Annotated in this window: 22 protein-coding genes and 4 pseudogenes; 8 read left to right on the forward strand and 18 right to left on the reverse strand. The window is 68.2% G+C overall.

Features of this window, described 5'->3' with window-relative positions; translation table 11 throughout:
* Positions 1-347: 347 nt before the first annotated feature.
* Positions 348-473: a hypothetical protein gene (locus ACWCXB_RS35280; RefSeq protein WP_450728381.1), complete on the reverse strand. Its 126-nt coding sequence runs from the start codon at positions 471-473 to the stop codon at positions 348-350.
* A gap of 426 nt (positions 474-899) precedes the next feature.
* Between ACWCXB_RS35280 and ACWCXB_RS35285 the strand changes: the two genes are divergently transcribed.
* A complete protein-coding gene (locus ACWCXB_RS35285; RefSeq protein WP_450728383.1) occupies positions 900-1856 on the forward strand; it encodes a DUF4344 domain-containing metallopeptidase in 957 nt (318 codons plus the stop codon).
* A 343-nt stretch (positions 1857-2199) separates the two neighbouring features.
* Here the strand turns inward: ACWCXB_RS35285 and ACWCXB_RS35290 are convergent, their stop codons facing one another.
* Positions 2200-3246, reverse strand: a complete 1047-nt coding sequence (locus ACWCXB_RS35290; protein WP_450728386.1) for a tetratricopeptide repeat protein — start codon at positions 3244-3246, stop codon at positions 2200-2202.
* Positions 3247-3401: 155 nt separating this feature from the next.
* Between ACWCXB_RS35290 and ACWCXB_RS35295 the strand changes: the two genes are divergently transcribed.
* Positions 3402-4043: a hypothetical protein gene (locus tag ACWCXB_RS35295; RefSeq protein ID WP_450728388.1), complete on the forward strand. Its 642-nt coding sequence runs from the start codon at positions 3402-3404 to the stop codon at positions 4041-4043.
* Positions 4044-4395: 352 nt separating this feature from the next.
* Here the strand turns inward: ACWCXB_RS35295 and ACWCXB_RS35300 are convergent.
* A pseudogene (locus tag ACWCXB_RS35300) lies at positions 4396-4774 on the reverse strand (transposase); the annotation flags it as partial.
* A 237-nt stretch (positions 4775-5011) separates the two neighbouring features.
* On the opposite strand from ACWCXB_RS35300, the gene ACWCXB_RS35305 reads away from it, so the two are divergent.
* Together ACWCXB_RS35305 and ACWCXB_RS35310 are read left to right on the forward strand one after the other, a co-directional pair.
* On the forward strand, positions 5012-5578 hold the full coding sequence (locus tag ACWCXB_RS35305) for a putative immunity protein (protein ID WP_450728390.1): 567 nt from the start codon (positions 5012-5014) through the stop codon (positions 5576-5578).
* A gap of 392 nt (positions 5579-5970) precedes the next feature.
* Positions 5971-7144: pseudogene (locus ACWCXB_RS35310) on the forward strand (IS110 family transposase); the annotation flags it as partial.
* A 756-nt stretch (positions 7145-7900) separates the two neighbouring features.
* Here the strand turns inward: ACWCXB_RS35310 and ACWCXB_RS35315 are convergent.
* From ACWCXB_RS35315 to ACWCXB_RS35330, 4 genes are all read right to left on the reverse strand, one after another.
* Positions 7901-8533 (reverse strand): hypothetical protein, encoded by a 633-nt coding sequence (locus ACWCXB_RS35315; protein WP_450728392.1) that lies wholly within the window; start codon positions 8531-8533, stop codon positions 7901-7903.
* An 85-nt stretch (positions 8534-8618) separates the two neighbouring features.
* The gene (locus ACWCXB_RS35320) at positions 8619-8777 is read right to left on the reverse strand and encodes a hypothetical protein (RefSeq protein ID WP_450728394.1); all 159 of its coding nucleotides are present in this window, start codon (positions 8775-8777) and stop codon (positions 8619-8621) included.
* 369 nt (positions 8778-9146) lie between these two features.
* Positions 9147-10379 carry a hypothetical protein gene (locus tag ACWCXB_RS35325; protein WP_450728396.1) on the reverse strand — a complete coding sequence of 411 codons (1233 nt, stop codon included), beginning with the start codon at positions 10377-10379 and terminating at the stop codon, positions 9147-9149.
* Between the two features lie 168 nt (positions 10380-10547).
* Complete coding sequence (locus ACWCXB_RS35330; RefSeq protein WP_450728398.1) at positions 10548-10718, reverse strand: hypothetical protein; 171 nt, start codon at positions 10716-10718, stop codon at positions 10548-10550.
* Between the two features lie 15 nt (positions 10719-10733).
* On the opposite strand from ACWCXB_RS35330, the gene ACWCXB_RS35335 reads away from it, so the two are divergent.
* Positions 10734-10856 (forward strand): hypothetical protein, encoded by a 123-nt coding sequence (locus ACWCXB_RS35335; protein ID WP_450728400.1) that lies wholly within the window; start codon positions 10734-10736, stop codon positions 10854-10856.
* A 652-nt stretch (positions 10857-11508) separates the two neighbouring features.
* Here ACWCXB_RS35335 and ACWCXB_RS35340 read toward each other — a convergent pair.
* From ACWCXB_RS35340 to ACWCXB_RS35355, 4 genes and pseudogenes are all read right to left on the reverse strand, one after another.
* On the reverse strand, positions 11509-11742 hold the full coding sequence (locus ACWCXB_RS35340; RefSeq protein WP_450728402.1) for a hypothetical protein: 234 nt from the start codon (positions 11740-11742) through the stop codon (positions 11509-11511).
* Between the two features lie 21 nt (positions 11743-11763).
* Positions 11764-12087: pseudogene (locus tag ACWCXB_RS35345) on the reverse strand (LLM class flavin-dependent oxidoreductase); the annotation flags it as partial.
* A 66-nt stretch (positions 12088-12153) separates the two neighbouring features.
* Positions 12154-13281: a hypothetical protein gene (locus ACWCXB_RS35350; protein WP_450728404.1), complete on the reverse strand. Its 1128-nt coding sequence runs from the start codon at positions 13279-13281 to the stop codon at positions 12154-12156.
* A gap of 875 nt (positions 13282-14156) precedes the next feature.
* Positions 14157-14603, reverse strand: a complete 447-nt coding sequence (locus tag ACWCXB_RS35355; RefSeq protein ID WP_450728406.1) for an anthrone oxygenase family protein — start codon at positions 14601-14603, stop codon at positions 14157-14159.
* Positions 14604-14693: 90 nt separating this feature from the next.
* On the opposite strand from ACWCXB_RS35355, the gene ACWCXB_RS35360 reads away from it, so the two are divergent.
* Together ACWCXB_RS35360 and ACWCXB_RS35365 are read left to right on the forward strand one after the other, a co-directional pair.
* Positions 14694-15272 (forward strand): TetR/AcrR family transcriptional regulator, encoded by a 579-nt coding sequence (locus ACWCXB_RS35360; protein WP_450728408.1) that lies wholly within the window; start codon positions 14694-14696, stop codon positions 15270-15272.
* A 142-nt stretch (positions 15273-15414) separates the two neighbouring features.
* Positions 15415-15609 carry a hypothetical protein gene (locus tag ACWCXB_RS35365; RefSeq protein ID WP_450728410.1) on the forward strand — a complete coding sequence of 65 codons (195 nt, stop codon included), beginning with the start codon at positions 15415-15417 and terminating at the stop codon, positions 15607-15609.
* A 77-nt stretch (positions 15610-15686) separates the two neighbouring features.
* Here ACWCXB_RS35365 and ACWCXB_RS35370 read toward each other — a convergent pair whose 3' ends face one another.
* Positions 15687-15815: a hypothetical protein gene (locus ACWCXB_RS35370; RefSeq protein WP_257548903.1), complete on the reverse strand. Its 129-nt coding sequence runs from the start codon at positions 15813-15815 to the stop codon at positions 15687-15689.
* Positions 15816-15820: 5 nt separating this feature from the next.
* On the opposite strand from ACWCXB_RS35370, the gene ACWCXB_RS35375 reads away from it, so the two are divergent.
* A complete protein-coding gene (locus tag ACWCXB_RS35375; protein ID WP_266486916.1) occupies positions 15821-16405 on the forward strand; it encodes a DinB family protein in 585 nt (194 codons plus the stop codon).
* Positions 16406-16475: 70 nt separating this feature from the next.
* Here the strand turns inward: ACWCXB_RS35375 and ACWCXB_RS35380 are convergent, their stop codons facing one another.
* From ACWCXB_RS35380 to ACWCXB_RS35405, 6 genes and pseudogenes are all read right to left on the reverse strand, one after another.
* Positions 16476-16775 carry a transposase gene (locus ACWCXB_RS35380; RefSeq protein WP_450728412.1) on the reverse strand — a complete coding sequence of 100 codons (300 nt, stop codon included), beginning with the start codon at positions 16773-16775 and terminating at the stop codon, positions 16476-16478.
* A gap of 37 nt (positions 16776-16812) precedes the next feature.
* Entirely contained in the window at positions 16813-17367 is a 555-nt protein-coding gene (tpg, locus tag ACWCXB_RS35385) for a telomere-protecting terminal protein Tpg (protein WP_450728414.1), read from the reverse strand.
* A 2-nt stretch (positions 17368-17369) separates the two neighbouring features.
* Positions 17370-19580: a telomere-associated protein Tap gene (gene tap, locus ACWCXB_RS35390; protein ID WP_450728416.1), complete on the reverse strand. Its 2211-nt coding sequence runs from the start codon at positions 19578-19580 to the stop codon at positions 17370-17372.
* Positions 19581-19662: 82 nt separating this feature from the next.
* Entirely contained in the window at positions 19663-20028 is a 366-nt protein-coding gene (locus tag ACWCXB_RS35395; protein WP_450728418.1) for a hypothetical protein, read from the reverse strand.
* A 239-nt stretch (positions 20029-20267) separates the two neighbouring features.
* The gene (locus ACWCXB_RS35400) at positions 20268-20819 is read right to left on the reverse strand and encodes a YciI family protein (RefSeq protein WP_450728420.1); all 552 of its coding nucleotides are present in this window, start codon (positions 20817-20819) and stop codon (positions 20268-20270) included.
* A 41-nt stretch (positions 20820-20860) separates the two neighbouring features.
* Positions 20861-20968, reverse strand: a pseudogene (locus ACWCXB_RS35405) (IS5/IS1182 family transposase); the annotation flags it as partial.
* Between the last annotated feature and the right edge of the window lie 96 nt (positions 20969-21064).

Here is a 21064-nt window from a genome sequence, read left to right on the forward strand (position 1 = left end):
CACAGCGAGCTCCGCCGCTTCGCGACTCCGGGCCAAGGATGCGTCTCCTCCCCGGCCTGAAGGCCCGGGTTTCCACGCAAGGAGTTTCCGATGAACGAGGACTGACAACCTTCCGCGGGACAACTCTCGTGGAGCCTTTGCTCCGTGGTGACGAGGTGGGTGCCGGCCGACATCCCGGCGAGTGCGGCATCCGGCTGGGGGTGGCCTGACCGCGCGGCAACCTCCTGGCGGGAGGACCCACCGGTAAGCCCGGGATTTGGGCGCACCAACCCAGGACATCACCGCAAGGTCAGCGAGTTTCGCCGGTAGTCCAGCTGCCCTTCTTCCGCATGACGGAGGCCAGACGTCTACAACGTCGCTCGGCGCTGTGCTTCGGCGTGCTGCGCGGTCGCGTCGAGGGCATCACCCGTGCTGGTGAGGAGCCGTACGAACTGCTCATCGGGCTTCAGTCCGTCGAGGCTCGCGCGGGTCAAGGTGGTGTGCCAGTCCTTTCCGCGTCGATGGGCTGGGCCAGTGGACCGCAGGCCTTGTAGGGCGCGCAGTGGGCGGATCAGCGCGTCGGCGTCTCCTCCGCTGGAGGTGCCCGTGCATCGAGACAGTTGATGCTCCGGGTCGCGGTCGCGGGGCCGGGAGCGCGGAGACCGTCATCTCAATTCACGGTCGGGCCCGCAACGGGACGAAACCGCCACAAATGGATCATTGCGGACAATGGGTCTGTCGATCATAATCCGCGTGTCAGGTTCGAGTCCTGCCTCCGGCATCCGGCCGTGGGCACGATCGAACCTGCGATACCGCTCGCCGTCCCGCCTCGCTACGTTCGAGTCCTGCCTCCGGCATCAGGAGGTCGCTCCCCGGACTGCCCGCCCCAACGCCTTGACCAAGGAAAAGAGCTGACCAGGGTGCTGAACAGTGGTGGGTACTCGCCCATGTTGAGGACTGCTTTCGCGGGGGCGCTGCTCGTCGCCGGCTTCGCAGTCGCCTCGTGTGGCGGCGACGGCGACAAGGTTGACGCGAACGGCAAGGTCACGGTCGTCTACCAGGACAACGCGATCAAGCCGAAGGACCGTAAGGCCGTAGCGGTGATCCGGAAGTCCCGCGTGCTCGAGCAGCTCGCCGACTGGGTGAACAAGTCGGTCGTCCTCCCGCATGACCTGGTCGTGAAAGTCACCGACAAGGTCCCACCGGGCGTTACGGATGCGGTCACCCAGCCCGACGGCAGGACGATCTTTGTGCCCCCGCCGTTCCTGACCCAGATCGAAGGAGTCCTCAGCAACGTGGTCAAGACCGTTGAGCGTCCCGCCCTGTTCCCCAAGGCCAGGTTCAACGCCGACGACCTGACCGCGCTGTCGACCCAGTTCATCTTCGGCCACGAAATGGGCCATGCTCTGCAGCGTCAGCTTCTGCTTCCGAACCTCGGCCTCGAGGAGGACGCCGCCGACGGGTTCGCGTCGTTCTACACCGTCAACGAGGTTGGACCGGCTCCGTCATTGGCAGCCGCAATCCTTTTCGACGAGCTCGCCCGCAAGGAGGGCAAGTTGACGCTGGAGGGGCTCTCGAGCGATCACCCCGTCACCCAGCAACGGGTTTTCAATTTCCTTTGCTACCTCGAGGGAAGCGACCCGAAGAGGTTCCACGGGTCCCTGGTCCGCGCGGGTTACCTGCCGAAAACCCGCGCCCCGTTGTGTCCGCAGGCATGGGCGATGCTGGACTACGGCTGGTGGACCCAACTCAAGCCACATTTCAGCGGGGCATTCAAGGACCAGGGTGACAAGACGCAGGAGAGCGCACGCGACCAGCTGATCGCGGAGACGAAGGCCTTCGCCGAGAAGCTCGACAAGATCCGCAGCGGGCAATGAGCACTCAGAGCCATCGGCCCGCATCTTCGGGCCGTCCCTTGGCCTGTGGCTGCGGTTGCGACGTTCGTGCTCGCGCCTTTGGCTCACCATCGGCGCGCCTGCGCGGCAGCCTGGAGGGTCGACGCACGGGAAATGTGCCCGGGTCCATGAGCATCGGGAGCAGTACTCCATTTCCCCACTGCTGGTGAGTGTGGACGGGAGCGCTCATCGACTGCGCCAGAACCTGTCGCGCTGATCGTTTCTGCGGTGAACGTCTCCATCCACGCGGGTGAGCCGAGCGCGGAACCTGTTCCGGCAGGGTGACCGGCCCGGTATCCGGACGGGCGTCGGCCGGCGTGCTCCCTTACTGTCCGCGTATATCACCCAGCAATTCTTCGGCGACGCGCAGATGCCGGTGGCCCGACTCCAGGATGCGGCGGGCGTCGACGGTGATCCGTACCAGAGCCTCGGCGGCATCGTCGGGCCGGCCGGCCGCAGCCAGGGCACGGGCCTGGTCAAGACGGGTGTGAAGCACGTGTGGATGGTCCGCGCCGAGGAGCGCCGTGCGATCGGCAGCCAGGGCGTCGAAGCCCGCGAGCGCCTCGTCGGTCCGGCCCGCCCGGCCCGCAAAGGACGCAAGGCTGCTCCGGATGGCCAGCGTGTGGGGGTCGGCGGGCCCGAGGCTGTGCAGTGCATCGGTCAGCAGCTCTCGCATCTCATGGTCGGCCTGGTCGAGTTCGCCGCGTATCCCGGTGAACCAGAGGAGACTGCGGCGGGTGGCGATCGTCTGCGGATGGGCCGCTCCCATCAGGCGTACTCGGTCGTCGAGGAGCGCCCGCAGCTGCCGTACGGCGGTGTCGGCGTCACCGCCCTCGCCGGTGCAGTAGGCAAGCTGGTGCCGCGCTGCCAGCGTGTCGGGATGGTCCGGGCCCAGCTCCCGCCGTGTGTCCTCGACCAACTCCCGAAAGAGCGCGGCGGCTGTTTCCAGGTCCTCCGCCTCGCCGGTGAAGAAGGGGAGCTGATGCCGGGCGGCCAGGGTGTCTGGGTGTCCGGGGCCGAGGGTTGCGGCTCGCTGGTAGGTGATGTCCCGTAGCTCGCTGACGGCCCGTCGCGGCTGCCCGGCGTCCCCGACGGTGATGGCCAAGGAGAACGCCGCCCCCGGTATGCCCGCCCGCCGGGCGCGCTCCAGCGCGGTGACGGCACGCGTGAGACGTGCCTCCTGGTGGGCGACGAGGCCGAGGTCGTAAGCGTCGGCCGGATCGACCAGTTCCAGAAGTGCGTCCCACAGATGGTCGGGCACCGGAGGGAGATCGGGAGCGTTGAGCAGATAGTCGAAGGCGACGTACCCCTGGCTGTAGTTGCCGATGAGCAGCCCGCTGGTGGCGTACGCGGCCTGGCACGCCCAGCGCATCGCCTCGTCGAAGTCCTCGGGCTGCAGGTCGGCCGCGATCGTCCAGGTAGGGCGGATGGAGATCGCGCAGCCATTCGCAGCTCGGGCCCAGCCGCGAGGATCTCGGCGATGCCGAAGCGTTCGGATCCGTTCAACGCCTGCCTGATCCGCGGATCGTGACGGAACGGCTCCGCCCGTCGGCACTCGGCGTCCGACCACCGCCGGGCCAGCCGGATCGTGACCGCCATGCGCAGTACCTCGCGCTGCATACGCCAGGCGTCGCGGTCGGAGCCGGTCAGTCGGCTCTCCTCCCGCGCGTCGTAGCGGCGGTGTTCCTGCGACCGCATCGTCGCCAGCACCACGACCCGCCCGGTCCGCCTGTCGAGCAGACCAGCCAGGGCGGCAACGGTGAGGCCTTGGGCGCCCAGATAGTCCTCGAGGTCGTCCAGCCACAGCACCGCCCTGCGCCTGCGCCGGGCCACTCGAAGGGCCTCGGCGAGGGCGGCGCGCGTCATCGGCCGGACGAGCGCGTGCCTCGGGAAGCAGGAGCGGGCGACCTCGTAGGCGAGCCGGGTCTTGCCGGCCGTCGACTCCCCGACGACCAGTACGAACGGGGCATGCGTAAGTGCCTGGCGCAGCTCCGGTTGGAGGTCCCGCTCGATGTACGGCGGCGGGCCGCCCCCTTGCGCCGTCGGGTCGGGCTCGGCGGCGTGTACTCCGGCGAGCTCAGGACGGTCCACGTGCTGGACGCGGGGGATCCGCCCGGTACGACTTCGCAGCAGCTCTCCGCTGTCCTGCGGATCGCGCTGCGGGCGTAAGAGGTCGGCCACCAGTCCGTACACCGTCGTGACCGCCGCACCGATACCGGTGGCCAGCGGCCCGGACGTCCAGATCGCCGCCAGCATCAGCGCCAGCGCCCCGGCCGCGACTGCGGCCAGATAGCGGATCCATTCACGCCGGCGGCCGCCGCCTCCCCGCCACAGATACACCGACATGCCGCCCCCTCATGTCCGTCCGCGGCCTCCCATTCTCATTGCGGTGGGTGATCTGTCGAGCTCTTGCGCGGCCAACATAGGCCGGTATTCAGCGAGTTGAGTGGATCGGAGGGGCTTGGCACAGTGATCGCACGCGAGAGGTCCCGCCTGAACCGCACATCTTCCTGGACCGCAATTCGACACCGGTCAGGCGCTGCCGCTTCTTGACGATCTTCGGCTCGAGATGCCGTCCCGGTCCCGGGGCACTGCTATGCCCACCGGACCCACGTCAGTCAGGACCGTCTTGGCCCGTTTGCCGTAGCGGGAGTTGCCGCCGCTCTTGCCCGCAGGATCGTGTTTGTCATAGCCGAGGTGGTCAGTAATCTCGCCCTCGAGGGCGGACTCCAACAGCCTTTCGGTCAGCTGCTGCATCAGCCCGCCCTCGCCGGTCAGCTGCAGTCCCTCCGCCTGGGCCCGGGCACCAACTCATCGATCAGCCGGTCGTCCACAGACTTCGACGGCACCGGCTCCACCGGCTCCCCAGTCCCAGGCTTCGTCACGTCATCACTCGTCATCGATGCACCTTCCATGATCGGGAGTTACACCGAACGATTTACAGTCCCACCCAGGCCGTTATAGACCTGGGCTGCTGAATCGTGGCCCATGAAGCTGAGCGCCACTGTGGCCGGCTGTCACGCTCAGCGGCCAAGGAGCCCACTCAGTCACAAGCAGCTGTGACTGAGCCTTCAGCCGGCGAGTTGAGCATCGCGGCGCCCGGGTCCGCACTGGGGCGAGCCGACACCGTCAGAGGTGTGGCCGGCAGCAACAGGGAGCACCCGAACCGGCATGATGTGCGGGTGGACAAGGTGACCATAAGCGAAGAAGACCGTCGACTTCTCGGACTCTGGGCTGCCGATTGCGTCGAGCGGGTGCTCCCGCTGTTCGAGGCGAAGGCTCCCTGCGACACCCGGCCTCGCGAGGCGATCGAGGGCATCCGGGCCTTCGTGCGCGAGGGGAAGCGGACAGGGCGACTGCGCTCCCTTGCCTGGGCGGCTCACGCAGCCGCACGCGAAGTTGGCGACCCGGCTGCCACAGCCGCCGCCCGCGCCGCGTGCTACGCAGCGGCGACCCCGTACATCCACCCATTGGCCACCGCTCACCAGTCGAAGCACGCCCTTGGGCCTGCGGTTTACGAGGCGCGCGCTCGTGAGCTCGCGGCGGGCGATGACGCCAGGGTCGGTGACGAGGAGATCCGATGGGCGATCGAGCACGCCTCGCCGGCAGTTCGCGATCTTGTGCGGCGGATGCCGGCTCGCAGCCCTGGTCGTAGTCGGCTGGACGCGCTCTACTACCAGCTCGACGCAGCCCTTCGCCGCTGATCAGCGAGGCACGCCGCCTTCTCTGGCCCCGACGGAACGGCAAAGCCCGCCGCCACGTTCTCCAGCTCCAGATCAACGCGTTGGCCGATCAGTTCGCCGACACCCTGGACTCGACATGCTCAACTCGCCAGATCAACTGCCAACTCACCGGCTGAAGTGCTCCTTACCTTGTTGGCGGGTTGATTCCGGTCCTTCGTACGATCGGGAGACCCAGGGGTCTGGGCGTGGCAGGAAGCGCTCATGCCGTACGTGTGGCTTTGACTGATTGGCCGCTCAGTGCCCCGCGACGACACGGCCACTCATTGGGATGAGCGAACAGAAATCGCTTCGTAAGGGCACGTCGGCGTGGTGGTCTACCGGGACCAGTCAACCGATCGACGAGGGAGGCTCGGGTGCCCGAGCTCTGGGCGGGGACGGATGCCGGCAAAGCCGCGCACCACTGCACGGTGATCGATGCGGATGGGACGAGACTGCTTTCGCGGCGGGTGGCCAACGACGAGTCCGAGCTGCTGGACCTGATGGGCGACGTCCTGGCGCTGGCCGACGGCAGCCCGGTGACCTGGGCAGTCGACCTGAACGCCGGCGGGGCCGCTCTGCTGATTGCTCCCGGCCATGGCCAGCGGCTCCTCTACATCCCAGGCCGCACCGTTCACCACGCCTCCCGTGGTTACCGAGGCGACGGCAAGACTGATGCGAAGGACGCCTACGTCATCGCCGATCAGGCACGGATGCGCCGGGACCTGCAGCCTCTTCAGGACTGGGACGAGATCGCGGTGGACTTGAAGATCCTTACCGCCCGACGCTACGACCTCGCCGCCGACCGCACCCGCGCTATCAACCGGCTGCGCGCACAGCTGCTTGAGTACTTCCCTGCGCTGGAACGGACCCTCGACTACGCCGCCTCCCGGGCCGCGCTCGTCTATGGACCGGCTACCAGACCCCGTCAGCCCTGCGCCGGATCGGCACGAGCCGGCTGATGACCTGGCTGAAGAACCGAAAAGTCCGTGGCGCCCAGGCCATGGCCGACAATGCGGTCGCCGCGGCACAGGCCCAGCACACCGCCGTCGCCGGAGAGACCATGGCTGCGGCCGTGGTGCACACCCTGGCGAAGTCAGTGCTGGCCCTGGACGAAGACATCGCCAGCCTCGACGCACAGATCTCAGCCCGATTCCGTGACCATCGCGCCGCAGAGTTCATCCTCAGCATGCCGGGAATGGGCTCGACACTCGGCGCGGAGTTCGTCGCCTGCACTGGCGGCGACATGGACGTCTTCGGCAGTGCTGGCCGCCTCGCCGGGGTCGCCGGACTCGCGCCGGTTCCACGCGACTCCGGCCGGATCAGCGGCAACATGCGCCGGCCCCACCGCTACCACCGCCGACTCTTGCGCGTCTTCTATCTCTCCGCTCAGATCGCCGCCCGCGTCTGCCCGACATCCAGAGCCTTCTACGACCGCAAGAGAAGCGAAGGCAAGAGCCACAAGCAGCCGTTCTCGCCCTCGCCCGCCGCCGCCTCGACGTCCTGTGGGCCCTCATCCGAGACCAGCGCCACTACAGCGTCCAGCCGCCCCTGCGGGAGCATTCCAATGATGACGATCACCTGCCAGCGTGCTCGCTGACCCGAGTTGGCCAGCAACGCGCTCGGAGAAACGCTCCGGCTACTCTCCCAGCATGGAGCAGGACTATCCCCTCGTTCGTGACGCCTTCCCCGACCTCATCGCCGAGCTGACCACCCTCTTGGAGGTCGAGGGGGAGCATGAGTTGGCACTCCGCATACGAGATGTTCGTCTGGTCTCCATGTGCGACTGTGGCGATGACCTCTGGTGCGCCAACAGGGCAAGCCGTATGGCGAGGGCCACCGGTGCGTGCCGCTCCTGCCCGAGAAAGGCATGTTGGTCCTGGACGTCGTGTACGACCGCATCATGTACATCGAAGTACTGAACCGGGCGCCCATGTACAACCAGCACAATGTGCAGCCCTGACGTTCACCGCCGCGCTGGGGAACATCACCCGACCGTGGATCGGGGTGGGGCAGCCAGATGGTTGACAACCATCATTGGGAATCAGTCACGAAGCAGCTGTGACTGAGCGCCGTAGTTGGCCCGTTCGGCCAAGTAGCCGGCTCAGACAGCGGCCCGGGCCTGAGAGCCTCGTTGTCTGGGAGTCAGCCGCCGCGGAGGCCTTAGTCGTTGAGTCCGCCGTAGATATGGGCCTCGTGATCCGACGAACCAGGGTCCACTTCCGGCACCTCGTCTCATGGCCTTGCGGGCGTACGAGGGGTAGACGGCGGCCGCCACCGAAACCCGGCGAGGCGGCCCGGCCGGCTTCAGCACCGCTGCCCGGGCCCGATGACCGTGAGACCCACCTGCTCGGCGAGCCAGCGCGCGTACGACTCCCGCATCTGGCGGCCGTCGACGCTGACGCTGCGGACGTGGACTAGGACGGTGTGGTCGGCGGCGGGCTCGTCGAGCTCGCGGGTGCGGGTGTTGAGGAGGAGCGTCACCTCGGCGTGCTTGGACTCGCCGAGAAAGCCCAGTTCGGGAGCGTCCGGCCAGCACAGGCTCTCCCAGTTGATCTCGCCCACGTTCGGGCCGATCGCCGCCGTAAAGGCGTCCTCGGTGCTACCGACCGGCAGGTCGCGAAGCTCGCACTCCACCGGCAGCCGCCCTTCGTACGCAGACGGGTCGGCCGGCAGACCGGACCCCTGAACCCCGACGACCAGCGCGGGCTGGTCCTCCAACGGCACCCCGTCGAACTCCCCGTACTCCTCCTGCCCCCGGAACCACCCCCCGGGGAGCTCCTTCGCCACCCGCCGAACCTCGGCGATGGAACGGAGTTCGGCGTACATGGAGACCTCGGAGTACTCGCAGCGGCCGAACTCCATGAGGCGGCGCGCAGTGCTCAGGGCGAGTGCGGGGTCGGGGGTACGGAAGACGGGATAGGCGATGTCGTTGGACATGCGGTGACTGTGCCACGGCCCGTCATCGCAGGTCATCGCATTTACGGCACGGTCGTACGCGCGCGTCCGGCCGTGAGGTAAACACTCAGAAGGCCAAGACGGTGTCCGGCTCGCCATTCAGCTTGCCGAAGCCGCCGCCGGTGTGGGGCGTCCTCCACCTCGCCACCCGGCGGCGGGGCCAGCCCGTGCTGCTCTCCAGGCGGTCGGACACGTCGGACAGCCTGTAGCTGAACAAGGTCAGCAAGCGAGACGAGTGTGACCACCACCGCCCCGCCAAAGAACCCTGCCTCAGCTCAGAAGCTGTGCCACCAGCACAAACCGCTCCAGCCACCGGCGGCCGGACTCTCGTGAAACCCGGTCACTCGGTGAGGCCCAGCCGCTAACCTGCCGGCCATCTAGAACGCAAACACCGGCCAAGCAGAGCGCTAATCGGCCAACTGCAACGCTAAGTCACAAGTGCTGTGACTGAGCGCTCTAGTTGGCCCGACCGGACAAGTACGTGCTCAGGCCTCGCAGGCCTGCGGACCTCCGGAGTCGCGACCGCCGCCGCAGGGTCCGCACAGTGCTCTGGTGCGTCCGCCCCGCGAGGCCTGCCCTCCCCTGCCGGCCAGCTTCAGCCCAACACGGGGTTGCCCCGAAGGTTCGCATCCCCGCACGGCCAGGGGCCCTCGGCCAGGGGGCCCAGCGGGGTGTGGAACGCGAGCACCTCACTGTCCAAGGACACGACGACGCTGCCGTCGCTCAACAGCAGTGCACGGCTGATGACCTTCCGGGTGTCGTCCATCGTGAACAGTTCGTGCTCAGTCAGGTCCGCGTCCACGGCGAGCAGCTTGCCGTCGCGCCAGAACACAGTGGTTCCCTCGCGGTCCATCGCGGGACACGACGTGTAGTAGCCCGTCAGCGCAGGTCCGTCTAGCAGGGTGTTGTCCGGTGCAAGCCGCCGGAATCGTGACCTTGACGGCAGGCCGTTCTCGAGCTCGGGGCCGCAGATGGTGCCCTGCTCGTTGACGAGCATCGCCCCGTGGCTGGCCCACCGAGCCGTTTCGCCGCCGTCTCGGTCATAGCGGCCTGTCGTGAACGCCCCGTATCCCTGGGAGCCGATCAAGAACTCGCCCGGACCCGCTATCGCCTTCCGACCTGTGGGAGCGGGAGAGGTGGCAGAGACGATCGCGCCGCTGTCCAAGTCGAGGAAGAACGTCCGCCCTATCCCACCTCGTGTATCGATGAAGCTGGCCGCGATCCGGTCGCCCGACACAAGCAGCGACTCCCAGTGGTCGACACCGATTTCCTCCGACGTCCACGGGCGACGCGGGCGCATCGCCCAACCGGTATCCCGCCCCACCTCCATCACACCCGGATGCGACACCGCGCCAAGCACGGTCGGCGTCGACCACAGGCACGCTCCCTCCCCCGTGTACCGGGCCACGCGAGGCTGCGGCACAGAGGCCTGCTGGCTTCGTCCTGCCCGGAGCAGGCGGGAGGCGCCGACCCAGGCGATACAGAAGCCGTCGTCGAGAAGGACGAACGCGCCGACCTCCTCATTGGGGTCGCAGTCCGGGCGCACGGTCGCACCAATGGATCCATCCGGCAGGACACCCTCCAGGAGCCGGCCATTCCGACCCGGGTACGCGACCCAGAGCATGCCTTCCGCTGACAGACGCGATCGCGGACGGCCCGTTCCGGGGTACGTTCGCCGCCATGCCACCGCGCCCGATAGGTCGACCACCGTCACGACCGTCTCCAGAGGATTCGCCCCATAGCTGGTCACGTAGAGCGGACCGGACGGATCGAACGCGGCCACGGACCAGACCTGGCCCGGCATGGTGATTCGCGACGCGAGGGTCATGCGTCCGCATCCTGCCGCATGCCACCGCCCCCGTCCGCATCGGAGTGATCAACGTCCAACCGGAGCCCCCCCCCGGCTGCGGGCCACCCAAGCGCTTACCCGGGCCAACTACGGCGCTCATTTCGCCTACCGCTGTGAGGTCACGATCCGAGTCGGGTCGCCGTGCCGTCAGCCTGAGCTGCGTGCGGTACGGCCGAGCACGACGCGGAATCGTTCCCGCCCCGCCTCGACGCTCGCCTCCCAGAGCCCTCCGACATCACCGGACACCGACAGGAGCTGAAGCTGCTCCTCCTGAGTACGGAAGGCGGCGCCTCCCACGTTCTGATCCAGCATCCCCATCGCGGTGAGTATCGCATGACCGCAGGACGCTGCATCCGCGCTCCCGGAGCGGTTGGCCAGCAGGGCGTACCGCAGGACGAGAGCGCGAAGAAGGTGTACGTGCCGGCGATGTCGGAGATCCCTTCGTCGCTCGGCTGAAGCTCGGGGACCTGTTCCAGCATGCGTACGCGCTCGGACGCGTCGGAGAGTGGTCGGTCGGCGAACCAGAGTTCGCGTACAGACTCCACGAAGAAGGCCAGGTCGGCGTCCCGGCCTGTTCCGCTGGCTTACAACCCCAGGAACAGCGGTGCCATGCGCTCGGCGCAGCCAGCTACGTACAGACGGGCCGTCTCGCCACCCTCAGCGCGCAACGTTTCCGCGATCTCCTCCTCTACCAAAGCCCTCACGGTCGTCCCTCCCTGTAAACCACTCATGACAACGACATACTTGCAGGCCACGAGGTCGTCCCTGCGCCTGCGTCCCCCCAGAGGCGATCTCGGCGATGCGCTGAAGTGCGTCCTGGTACGCCTCGGCGTTGCCCGGCTGCTTCTGCCAGGCGCGGATGGTGACGGTCGCGGACTGCAGGGCGCCGGGGGTGATGCCGAGGCAGCGGGCGGCAGCGGCGCGGGATCCACCGCGGGTCATCTGGACGAGGCGGATCGCGGCGTCGCGCCGCAACGGTCCTGCTGGCCCGTCCAGTTCGCAGCCTGACCTGTGACTTCAGCATTATCTGCTCGTGGTGCCACGGGCCCGAGACGCTGATAGCGCCCCGGTCGACGAGGGATCGGGCCGAAGGCGTGATAGAGACCGGTCAACTCGCGCTCATGCCACGGCCCGGCCACTGGCCCCGCTCCTCACGTATCGCGTTGATCTTCCGTGACGCCTTGAGGAACGAGTAGTCCATCTGACCGTCGTCAGCTGACGACGTGTGAGATTGCTTGTCCATGGTCAAGTGCCGCGAGAAGCTATCCGGATCGTCCCCGAACTCGTAGCGGACCAGTTCCGCGTCCTCGGAGACCTTTCGGAAGTAGACGAGTGCGGCCACTACCATTCCTCTTCAAAGTCTTCCCACTTGTAACAGCTTCGGGTCGCCGGTGGTCACCCACGCCTGCCCGCGGCGCGCGGCGAGCTTCAAGCCGCGCGGGCCGGTGGCCGCCACCGCGAACGGCAGCCGCGGGCGCTGGACGCAGCCGGGGATGTTGCGGGACTCGACCGCTGAGTAGTGCGCGCCCCGCTGGGTCACCGCGTCCTCGGTGAGCAGCCGGTAGAGCAGCGGCAGGAACTCGCCGAACCGGTCCGCCCGCTCCTTCGGCGTCCACGCCTCCTGGCCGAGCACCGTGGCGTCGAACCCGTTGCCGCCCGCGCCGATGCCGAGTGTGACCCGGCCGCCCAGTTCACCCGTTCACGGAACTCCGATCAGAGCCAGATTCAGGGAGTCCCTTCAATGCGGGTACCGTCAAGCACGTATGTCGCCGTCACGCTCCTTTGCCTGCCGTGTACGCGGGACGCGGGTCGACTCGGACAGCTTTGCCGCGGTGCCCCGGGCGATCTCGAAGGCCACCACCGGATTGCCGTCCTTGCGCCAAGGCTCGGCGCCGCACCACGGGCCGATCAGACGGAACTGCTCCAGCGCGGCGGCATACATCTTCGATCGCATCATGTAGTGCGCCAGCAGATGACGCAGCGCGGGCAGGTGCTCGTTGTCAGGGGCGACCTCGGCGAGCGAAGCCGCTACCTCCTCCAGGAGATCCTTCGCCGCACGCGTGGTGGGCAGCGCCGAAGGGCCGGAGCGTTTGACCAGCTCGTACAGCGCGTGCAGGTGCATCCCGGCAAGTGGGCTGCCGGGCGGAGCCTTCCGGACCGCCTGCTCAGCGAACCACGTCATCAACTCGTCGCTGCCGAACCACTTGGCGCACCAGTACTGAAGACCCTGCCAGTGGCCCGAGTAGTGGTACGGGGCGCGGGAGACCAACCCGTCCCAGAGCGGCTGGAACTGTTCGTGCTCGTACTGGGCTCCGCGGGCGGCAGTGACCATGACGACCCAGGGGCCCGGGTTCTCGGGGTCGAGCAGCGCGGCCTGCCGCGCTTCCGCGATCGCGGCCGGGAGCATGGCGCGGAAGCGGTTCATCCGCTCGAGCGGGACCTTGTTGGCGTACTCGGTGCCACGGATTTCCCAGGCTCGGTGCACCATCAGCCCGGCGTGGATGGTCGCCGCATCACAGTTCTCCGGCCTGGCCGCGCGCCATGCGCCCAGCCATGCGTCGTCCTCGCCGGCCACCTGCTGCAGAAGCTCGATCCGGGACCAGCGCTCGTCCCAGTCCTTGCCTGCCGCCTCGACATACGTCTCGGCCACCTGCCAGTGCCCCTCCCAGGCGGCGTCGGCCACGGCCTGCATCTCCTTGAGCCGGTACGGCGCCGGGGGCGGACCCGAGCGCCGTGGGTCGAGATCCTCGCGGGGCACGAGACCGTAGTCGGCGGCCACGAAGTTCTCCCTGACCCAACGGGCGATGCGACGGGGAGCAATGAAAAGCTTGTAGAGCACGCAGAGGAGTACACCGAGCACGACGGCGAGGAAGATCGTCACGGCCGAGAATCATCCAGCAACCTGTCACCCTCCGCAATAGTTCAGGCCAACGATCTGGCGAGGTCAGAGCGGTGATGAGGCACGACTGCCCTCCAACCTCCCAGGACGCCGGGGACCGACCGACTGGCACCGAAGTGCCGTGGTCGCGAGGCCCGGCCCGGCAGTGCGGGGCCTGGAAACGAAAAGGGCGAGTGCATCGCCGCTCCGGGCATGCCCTGAGAATCGGCGAGGTCACAATCGGGCTGGCCCTTCACCCCACCCAACGTCTACCGCGACGAAGAACTACCGCCTGATAGTTCGACCATGCGCCCTCGCGGCGTCCACACAGCTGGACTGAGCGGCGATTGCGACTCAGCCGAACTGGGCGGCGGCCTCCGTCGCGATCGTCTCGAAGACGGCCTGGTCGGCGGCGAAGACGGTAGTTGTCACCCCCGGGCCGCACCGACCTGCGAGTTCCCGTGAACGAGGCACCGTAGTTGTCACTGGCGAAGCAAGCTACTTGTCATTAGCCCGGGCAACGCAGGGCAGCTGTCACCACACCCTCGCGGAGCGCCACGCTGACCTCTGCAGGCGGCGCCGCGAAGGGTAGTTGGGCACCCACTCTTGCGATGCTGGTGACAACAAGCCTGCCTATGTGACAACTATCGTGCTTCGGCTCACGAAGCGGTGTGACTGAGCGCTTCAGTTGGCCAGTTGAGCAAAGCATGCTGACCAGCGGGGATGCCCGTAGACGCGTTCCGGGGAACGGAGACCCGGAGCGGCAGCGACTGTGCCCGGCCCCTGAGCGCCCCCGGGCGGGAGCGGGGCTTCGGTGGCCCGCTCCCGCCCACGGAGTTGGGGAGTGCACGCCGCCTGCGCGGTGTCGGCCCGCGGGTTCATGCGAGGGCGGCGACCAGCAGGGCGAAGGCGGCGATGATGACGGCGACGCGGACGTAGTGGTAGCGGTCCCAGCGGTTCATCTGCTGCTTCCAGTCGGCGGGCCGGTTGTCAGGGGTCCACGTCTTGCCCCGGTTGTTGATCGGGACGAGCAGCAGGATCGACATGATCACGCTGAGGATCAGCAGCGCGCCGGCGGTGACGACGAGGCTGGTGCCGTGGTGGTGCCATCCGGCGATGGCCCAGACCGCGACGAGGATGAGCGAGGTGATGTACCAGACCGGCATCACGGCGCCGAGCATCCGGCCCCCGTGGGCGCGGCCGAGTTGGCCACTGTCGCCGGGGAGCGCGTTGAGGATCGGGTTGATGACGAAGGCGACGGAGAACTCCACCCCCACCATCACGCCGACGACCACGGTGGTGAAGACCTCAAGTGCGGTGAGCATGATGACCCTCCGGGTTTCTAGCGTTGCTAGGTAGCGAGGCAACGCTAGTACTGCTGCCGCTCGATTGTCTAGCGATGCTAGGATCGAATCATGTCGGTACAGGAACGCAAGGAGCGCGAACGCGCGGGCCGCGAACGCCTCATCGTCGCGACGGCCCGCGAACTCGCCGAGCAGCAGGGCTGGGACGCGGTCACCACTCGCCGGCTCGCCGAGCGCATCGAGTACAGCCAGCCCGTCCTCTACAGCCATTTCCGCGGCAAGCGCGAGATCATCGGCGCCGTCGCCCTCATCGGCGCCGCCGAGATGGCCACGGCGCTGCGGGCCGCGGCCTCCGCCGCGGACGATCCGCGCGCCCGGGTCACCGCCCTCGCCCGCGCCTACCTCGACTTCGCCGAGCGCAACCCGGCGGTCTACGACGCCATGTTCCAGCTCGACGGCGGCCTGGCGTTCGCGAACGAGGACACCCCGGAGCCACTGAAGGACGCCTTCGCCGCCCTGCTGGAGAGCCTCGACGAGGTCGCCGGGGACGGCGTCCACCCGGGACTGTTCACCGAGGTGTTCTGGGCGGCCCTGCACGGGCTGGCCACCCTGACCCGAGCGGGACGGCTGCCGCCGGAGGACGCCGACCGGAGGGTGGAGCTACTGGTGGACCGGCTCGCCATGATCTGACGTACCTTCCGGGCGGGATGGGTCTTCCGACCCGGCCGCCGACCAACGGCATCGCTTCTGTTCACTCGCATCCATGCGGCGGAGTCGCAGATCGCCGGAGCCCGCTCCGACCTTCCCGACCCTCCCTGCTCGTGCACCGGCCGTGTCCACCGACGACACGGTGGAAGAAGTCCCGTTCGTCGAACAGGCGCCCGCAAATGAGGTGTGCTTCGCGGTGCCCGCGCAAGAACTTCCCTCCGGCAAGGCATCCACCGGTGCCGATCGGCTCCTCGCCATCGCGGAGCCCGGCGGTACGGGCAAGCCCGTCATGACCTTGATGCTCCCTCACGGGATGTGAACGCGAGTGGCTGGCCAACTCAAGCACTCAGTCACAGCAGCCCAACAGGTGACAACAAGCCTGCCTAAGAGGTTGTCTCACGTGGCAAGTTTCGCGAGCTTCTTGTAGCAGGTCAGGGCGGCGGCCATGGCCAGGCCTCGGCTCTGCCAGTCGTTGCGGACCACGTACGGGATCTTGAGACCACGAGCAGCCCATGGCAGGCTCATGCCGCATGATCGATGAATTCGCGAAAGACAACCTGCACGGGAGACTGCGGAGGGACCGCAAGGCGCTGCTCTGGAAACTCGACGGCTTGTCCGAATACGACGCCCGCCGGCCTTTGACAGCGACCGGGACCAACCTCCTCGGCCTGGTCAAACACGTGGCCACCGTCGAGGCCAGGTACTTCGGCGAGGTCTTCGACCGCCCTTCCCCGGAACCGCTGCCCCGGTGGCAGGACTCCAACGGCAGCGATCTGTGGGCGACCGAGGACGAGACCCGCGATCAGATCATCGGGTTCTACCGGCGCACGTGGGAACACTCGGACGCGACGATCAACGAGCTTCCCCTCGACGCCCCCGGCCACGTGCCGTGGTGGCCGGAGCCTTATGCCGACACGAACCTGTTCGCCATCATGGTCCATGTCCTCGGCGAGTCCATCCGGCATGCCGGGCACGCCGATATCCTGCGCGAGGGCCTCGACGGCCGGACCGGGTTGCGCGCCGAACTCGAGAAGCAGATCGACGAGGAAGCCCGTGCAGCCTACTGCGCGAAGATCGAGCAGGCCGCCAGGTCGGCCGCACCAATCAAGGCTTAGAGGTTGTCTCACGTGACTTGATGTTCGTGCGGCATGCTGCCGGTCGTGGGTGCTGATCTATCGAAGCGTCTTACGTCGCCCGCCACCGCGCACCCCAGACGCCGGCCCGCGACCAGCGGTGCCGACCGAGGCGTTCGCCGGACTCGATGCCGGGCCGCGCGATGCGCGCGACGAGCCCGCGCTCGCGCAGCCAGGCCAGGTGTTCGGCGGAGAAGTACGCCTTGTCCGCGCGGAGTTTGACGGGTCGGCGCCGCCGTGGTCCCCGGCGGGACCGGACGGCGGGTATGCCGCGGATGAGCGGCTTGAGGGCGAGGCTGTCGTGCATGTTCGCGCCGGACACGGCGACGGCAACTAACGTGCTTCGGCTCATCACAGCAGCGCAGGTGTACACGTTCGGGTGTCCGCATCTACAGCTCGACGTCGATGTAGTCGATATCGGTGAACTCGACCTGCAGGCCATGGGCGCGGCGGCCGCGGTCCTTGAAGTAGATCTCCTGAAGGCCCTCGGCCGCGATGTCCAGCAACTGCCGCTCACTCGCGCCCTGTTCCTGGGCTTCGAAGAGGCGGGCGGCGTACTGCGGGGGCAGGGCCTGGGTGAGGTGGCGCAGGCGGGCGTCGTCGGTGCTGCCCGGGGCTGCGGTGTAGCCGAAACGCGCACGGGTGTCGATGACGATGCCGCCGGTGGTGACCGCGGCCCTTTTCGCCTTCTCCCGGATCCTGGGCTGCCACCGCCTGCGCACCTCTGCCTCGAGGCGTGCGGCGAGGGCTTTGCGGGGGTGCCTGATCTCGTTCTTGACGTACCGCTCCACCGTGCGGATGTCGATGCCGAGCAGGTCGGCGACCGCCCTGGTGCCCTTGAGCTTCTTGACCAGGTAGCGCATCTGCGCCCCGGCCGACTTGGGGACGGGGCGGGTGAAGGCACCTTCCACAGCCCTGTCGAGGCTGTCGGCGAGCTTGCCCATGACTACTCCCCGCTGTCCTTGGTGGGAGTGACGTTGCCGTCCTTGATGTAGCGGGCCAGATTCAGGTCCTGGCCGTGCTCTTCCCGTGCGCCCTCGCCCCACAGGGTGGTCTGGGTGCCTTCGTGCTTGACCATCCCTGGGCTCACGCCGAGGCGGAAGCCGCCCGGCAGCGGCTTGCCGCCCTCATAGGGAAGGAAGTCCAGGGGGCTCGGGCCGTCGGAGGCGTACACGGCGCAGTCGGACAGGACCGCGACCGGGTACTGGCCGGTGGCCGCTGCCGTCTTGAGCATCTTGCGGTGCATATTGGTGCGGGCCTTGGAGATCACGGCGGCGCGGATGTCGGGCCGCCACGTCGGCCGCGTAAGCGCGGGCCACGGCTGGCCGGGCCGCCAGCCGCCGCCCCGGGGGCGCTCGCGAAGCTTGCCGATGCCGCCCTTGACCGTGGCTTTGATCGCCGCGAGGACGACCGCCATGCTCGGGTCGGCCTGCTTGTGTACGGCCATCGCCTCAAGGAACGCTTCGGGGGCCATGTCCGAGCTCACGCCGAGGTCGGCCATGGTGGCGACATATGCGTCGCGCAGCCGCTGGTACCAGGCGTCCAGGTAGCGGCCGTTGTCGGGACGGATATACGCCTCGCCGGGTGCCACGGTGTGTCCGAGCTCCACCGCGTACGCCACGGTCGGGGTGGCATACCACGCTGGGCCGGTCGGCCGCTCGCCCGTGGGTGTGAACGGCGACGGCAGGCGCTCGTCGAGGTCGATGTGGGAGAGGTCCACCAGCCACGAGCCCGGCATCTTGGGATCGAAACCGGGCTTCTTCACGTGCACCGGGGCGCCCAGGCCGACCACGGTGCCGTTGGCGGCCGCGGCAAAGGCCATGTTCACATCGATGCCCACCACGAACCGCTTCGCGCACTCCTCGTCGGTCAGCGGCCGCGCCCAGTCGTACGCCTCTTCCACCAGGACCTCGTCCGGGGTGCGCTGGTGGAAGCGCGGCAGGTGAGCAAGCAGCGGGTGTCCGTCCGGGGCCTCGCACGGTGCGCACTCCACCGCGTCCTTGCCGAGGGAGCCGGGGTTGTGCTCGCTGTGCCGCTGCCCGTTCTGGTCCGGCTCACTCGCCCGCGTGGGCGGGTGCAGGGCGGTCATCAGCTCCAGGCCGTTCACGGCCGTGGAACCGCGCGGGGTCAGCACCCGCTGAGCGTAGGTGCCCAGGAGCTGGGCCAGCTCGGCCGGCGGCAGCTGCGCCGCGTCGTCCCAGGAGCGGGCATCGAGGGCGTCCCAGCCCAGGATGCACAGCTGGACGCAGGAGCGCCTGCCGCCTTCGGCTGGGCGGTAGATCCGGGCCCACGGACCGAACCCGCGCTTGGTCAGCTTCCACTCGGCCTTGTCCAACTGCTTGAGGACCTTGTGCCCTTCGGGCAGCCTGCCCGCCCGGCGCTCGGCATCGCTCAGCCGGGCGGGCAGGCCGTAGCGCATCGCGGCCGCGTCGGTGAGCACCAGGACCGGATCGGCGTCCTTGCCATGGCGGCTGAGCCTGGGCGCACCGAGCTGCGCCTCGGCGAGCGTCCACTCCACCAGGGCCGAAACAGACTTGGCGGGCACGTCCAGCACCAGGCCCCCGAGGCAGTACGCGACGACCTGCCCGCCGGGATCGGCGTCGATGACCGCGAGCGGCCCGTGAGCAAAACGCGCCTCGACGGCCGCCGTGACGGGGCTGGGCTTCGGCGCCGTCTTCTTCACGGCCGGCCGGCCAGGCACCGGCGGAAGCCCCGTGGTGCCCGCGGGCCGGGAAGAGGCAGAAACGGAGTGTGGCGGGATGTGCGCAGGGGTCGTCACGGCCTCAGGGCCTGTGGACTGCTGACGGGTTTGCGCGGGGGCGGGTGTTCCCGGCGCGGGCGCCGCGGGGCCGTTGGAGGTCACGGGTGCCGCCGCTTCCGGCGCGGGTTCGACGGAGGGGGCCGGGAAGCGGGAGGCGAAGCCGTCCAGGAGCCGCGCGTAGGCGGCACGCTTCGGCGGCCGCGGCTCCGTTCTGCCCGACTCCCAGTTGCCGACGGACTCACGCCGCGCCTTCAGTACCTTTGCGATCTGGTCCTGACTCAGCCCGGCCGCTTCCCGCAGGCGCTTGCGCTCGGCAGGAGGCGGCAAGGGGTCCCGCGCCACCTGCTCCAGCAGGGCATCGACCGCACTGAACAAGGCCTCTTCATCGCTGGCCACAGGCTCCACCTCCACCCCCAGTCTAAACGAATCACACACAGACTTAACGCGGATTCCCTATGTATCGCGCATAGATTTGCAGCTACGCGAGGTCCCTGGCCTCAGGAAGCACTGGTGCCGCGCCCTCAGGTGTCCCATGACAGCGAACCTCGAAAGATCGAGCGCCGGCGAGGAGAGCCGTGCGGGCTCGCAGATGGTGGGCGATGGCGCAGCAGATCGGGACCGCTGTGCCGTAGGGCGTCGTCACCCGCGTGTACTCGGCGTGGGAACAGGACGACAGGGCCTCATCGACCAGCCACAACGCGGTGTCCCGCGCCGCCGGGTGACCCTGCTGAGCGATGTCCAGGAGCAGAGGGGCCGCGACCGCAGCCGCCGGAAACACCGCGGCACTGTGGCCATGGACGATTCCGCCGCCGCCGAGCAGCGAGCCGGCCTCCGCCGCCTGCACCTGGTTCGCAGCACCGGCCAGGGCGCGCAGACCGCGGGCGGCACGAGCCGGTTCATACCAGTCTCATACCAGTCGGGATGGCCCGGTATGGCGCCCCAGTCCACCGCGTCGATCGCATCCGACACGACAGCATCCTCGCACCCGGCTGCTACCCACCGCCCCGGGACCCGACTAGGCCTTGTGAATCATTCCGTGAGGAGTTCTCACACAATGAGGTGGAAGGTCGGCGACATCTCGGTTCATGACGGCCGCCCGCCGAACTGCCAGTTGTGAACCTCGATGTCGGCGTACCGGTCCGGGGTCAGGACGGCACGTGCCGTGTCCGGGTCCGGCGCCCGCAACAGCACCGCCGTACCCAGCCAGGTGGCGCCGTCGTCAGACAGCAGCGGCCCGTACGCGACCAACTCGTCCTGGTCGGGCGGCACGGCAAGGTCGGCGGCCTGCCCCGTGCCAAGGCCGAGCACCAGGTACCGGTTGCCACCGGTCCGGCCACCGGGGAAATCCCACATGGTGCGCCCCAACATGTTGCGCCACCGGCGCAGCAGCACATCGCGGTACACACCTGCCTGGTAGCCAGGCTCGCCGAAGGCGAACGCGCGGGCCGCGGCAGGATTTGGCAGGTCGACGATGTGCACGCTGCCGGTGGGCGCGTCGCCGTCGCTGGTGAGGGTGGGGCCGCGGGCGATCATCTCCGTCGCGTACCGGTCCATGTAGGACCAGTGCTCTTCCAGCAGCTCTTTACGCAGCGCCACGGAGCCGGGCCGATCGCGGTGGTAGCAGAAGAACTCCATGCCCACAGTCTTCATCACCATGCACAGCCCTCGCACAACGGCTAACACAGTGAGTTGAGTTGGCGGTGGGTGATGAGACAGCAGGCCAGTTCGAGGAAGGCTTCGTGGATGTGGGCTCGTCGTTCCCAGCGGATTCTGAGGCGTTTGAAGCCTAAGGGCTGTCCCGTAAATGATCTTTGATGTGCTGGGGGACCCTGCTGGTTTCTTCGTCACCCGGCGAGGGTGAGGTTGTGCAGGCGGGCGAT

This window comes from Streptomyces sp. NPDC001514, from assembly GCF_053597075.1.

What these genes read in the sequence shown, in the direction of transcription:
- ACWCXB_RS35400 (WP_450728420.1), bottom strand. Translation starts at nt 20,819, where the DNA reads ATGGAGTTCTTCTGCTACCACCGCGATCGGCCCGGCTCCGTGGCGCTG.
- ACWCXB_RS35375 (WP_266486916.1), top strand. Translation starts at nt 15,821, where the DNA reads ATGATCGATGAATTCGCGAAAGACAACCTGCACGGGAGACTGCGGAGG.
- ACWCXB_RS35315 (WP_450728392.1), bottom strand. Translation starts at nt 8,533, where the DNA reads ATGTCCAACGACATCGCCTATCCCGTCTTCCGTACCCCCGACCCCGCA.
- ACWCXB_RS35330 (WP_450728398.1), bottom strand. Translation starts at nt 10,718, where the DNA reads ATGGGGATGCTGGATCAGAACGTGGGAGGCGCCGCCTTCCGTACTCAG.
- ACWCXB_RS35360 (WP_450728408.1), top strand. Translation starts at nt 14,694, where the DNA reads ATGTCGGTACAGGAACGCAAGGAGCGCGAACGCGCGGGCCGCGAACGC.
- tpg (WP_450728414.1), bottom strand. Translation starts at nt 17,367, where the DNA reads ATGGGCAAGCTCGCCGACAGCCTCGACAGGGCTGTGGAAGGTGCCTTC.
- ACWCXB_RS35370 (WP_257548903.1), bottom strand. Translation starts at nt 15,815, where the DNA reads ATGAGCCTGCCATGGGCTGCTCGTGGTCTCAAGATCCCGTACGTGGTC.
- ACWCXB_RS35290 (WP_450728386.1), bottom strand. Translation starts at nt 3,246, where the DNA reads ATGCGCTGGGCGTGCCAGGCCGCGTACGCCACCAGCGGGCTGCTCATC.
- ACWCXB_RS35380 (WP_450728412.1), bottom strand. Translation starts at nt 16,775, where the DNA reads ATGAGCCGAAGCACGTTAGTTGCCGTCGCCGTGTCCGGCGCGAACATG.
- ACWCXB_RS35325 (WP_450728396.1), bottom strand. Translation starts at nt 10,379, where the DNA reads ATGACCCTCGCGTCGCGAATCACCATGCCGGGCCAGGTCTGGTCCGTG.
- ACWCXB_RS35355 (WP_450728406.1), bottom strand. Translation starts at nt 14,603, where the DNA reads ATGCTCACCGCACTTGAGGTCTTCACCACCGTGGTCGTCGGCGTGATG.
- ACWCXB_RS35335 (WP_450728400.1), top strand. Translation starts at nt 10,734, where the DNA reads ATGACCGCAGGACGCTGCATCCGCGCTCCCGGAGCGGTTGGCCAGCAG.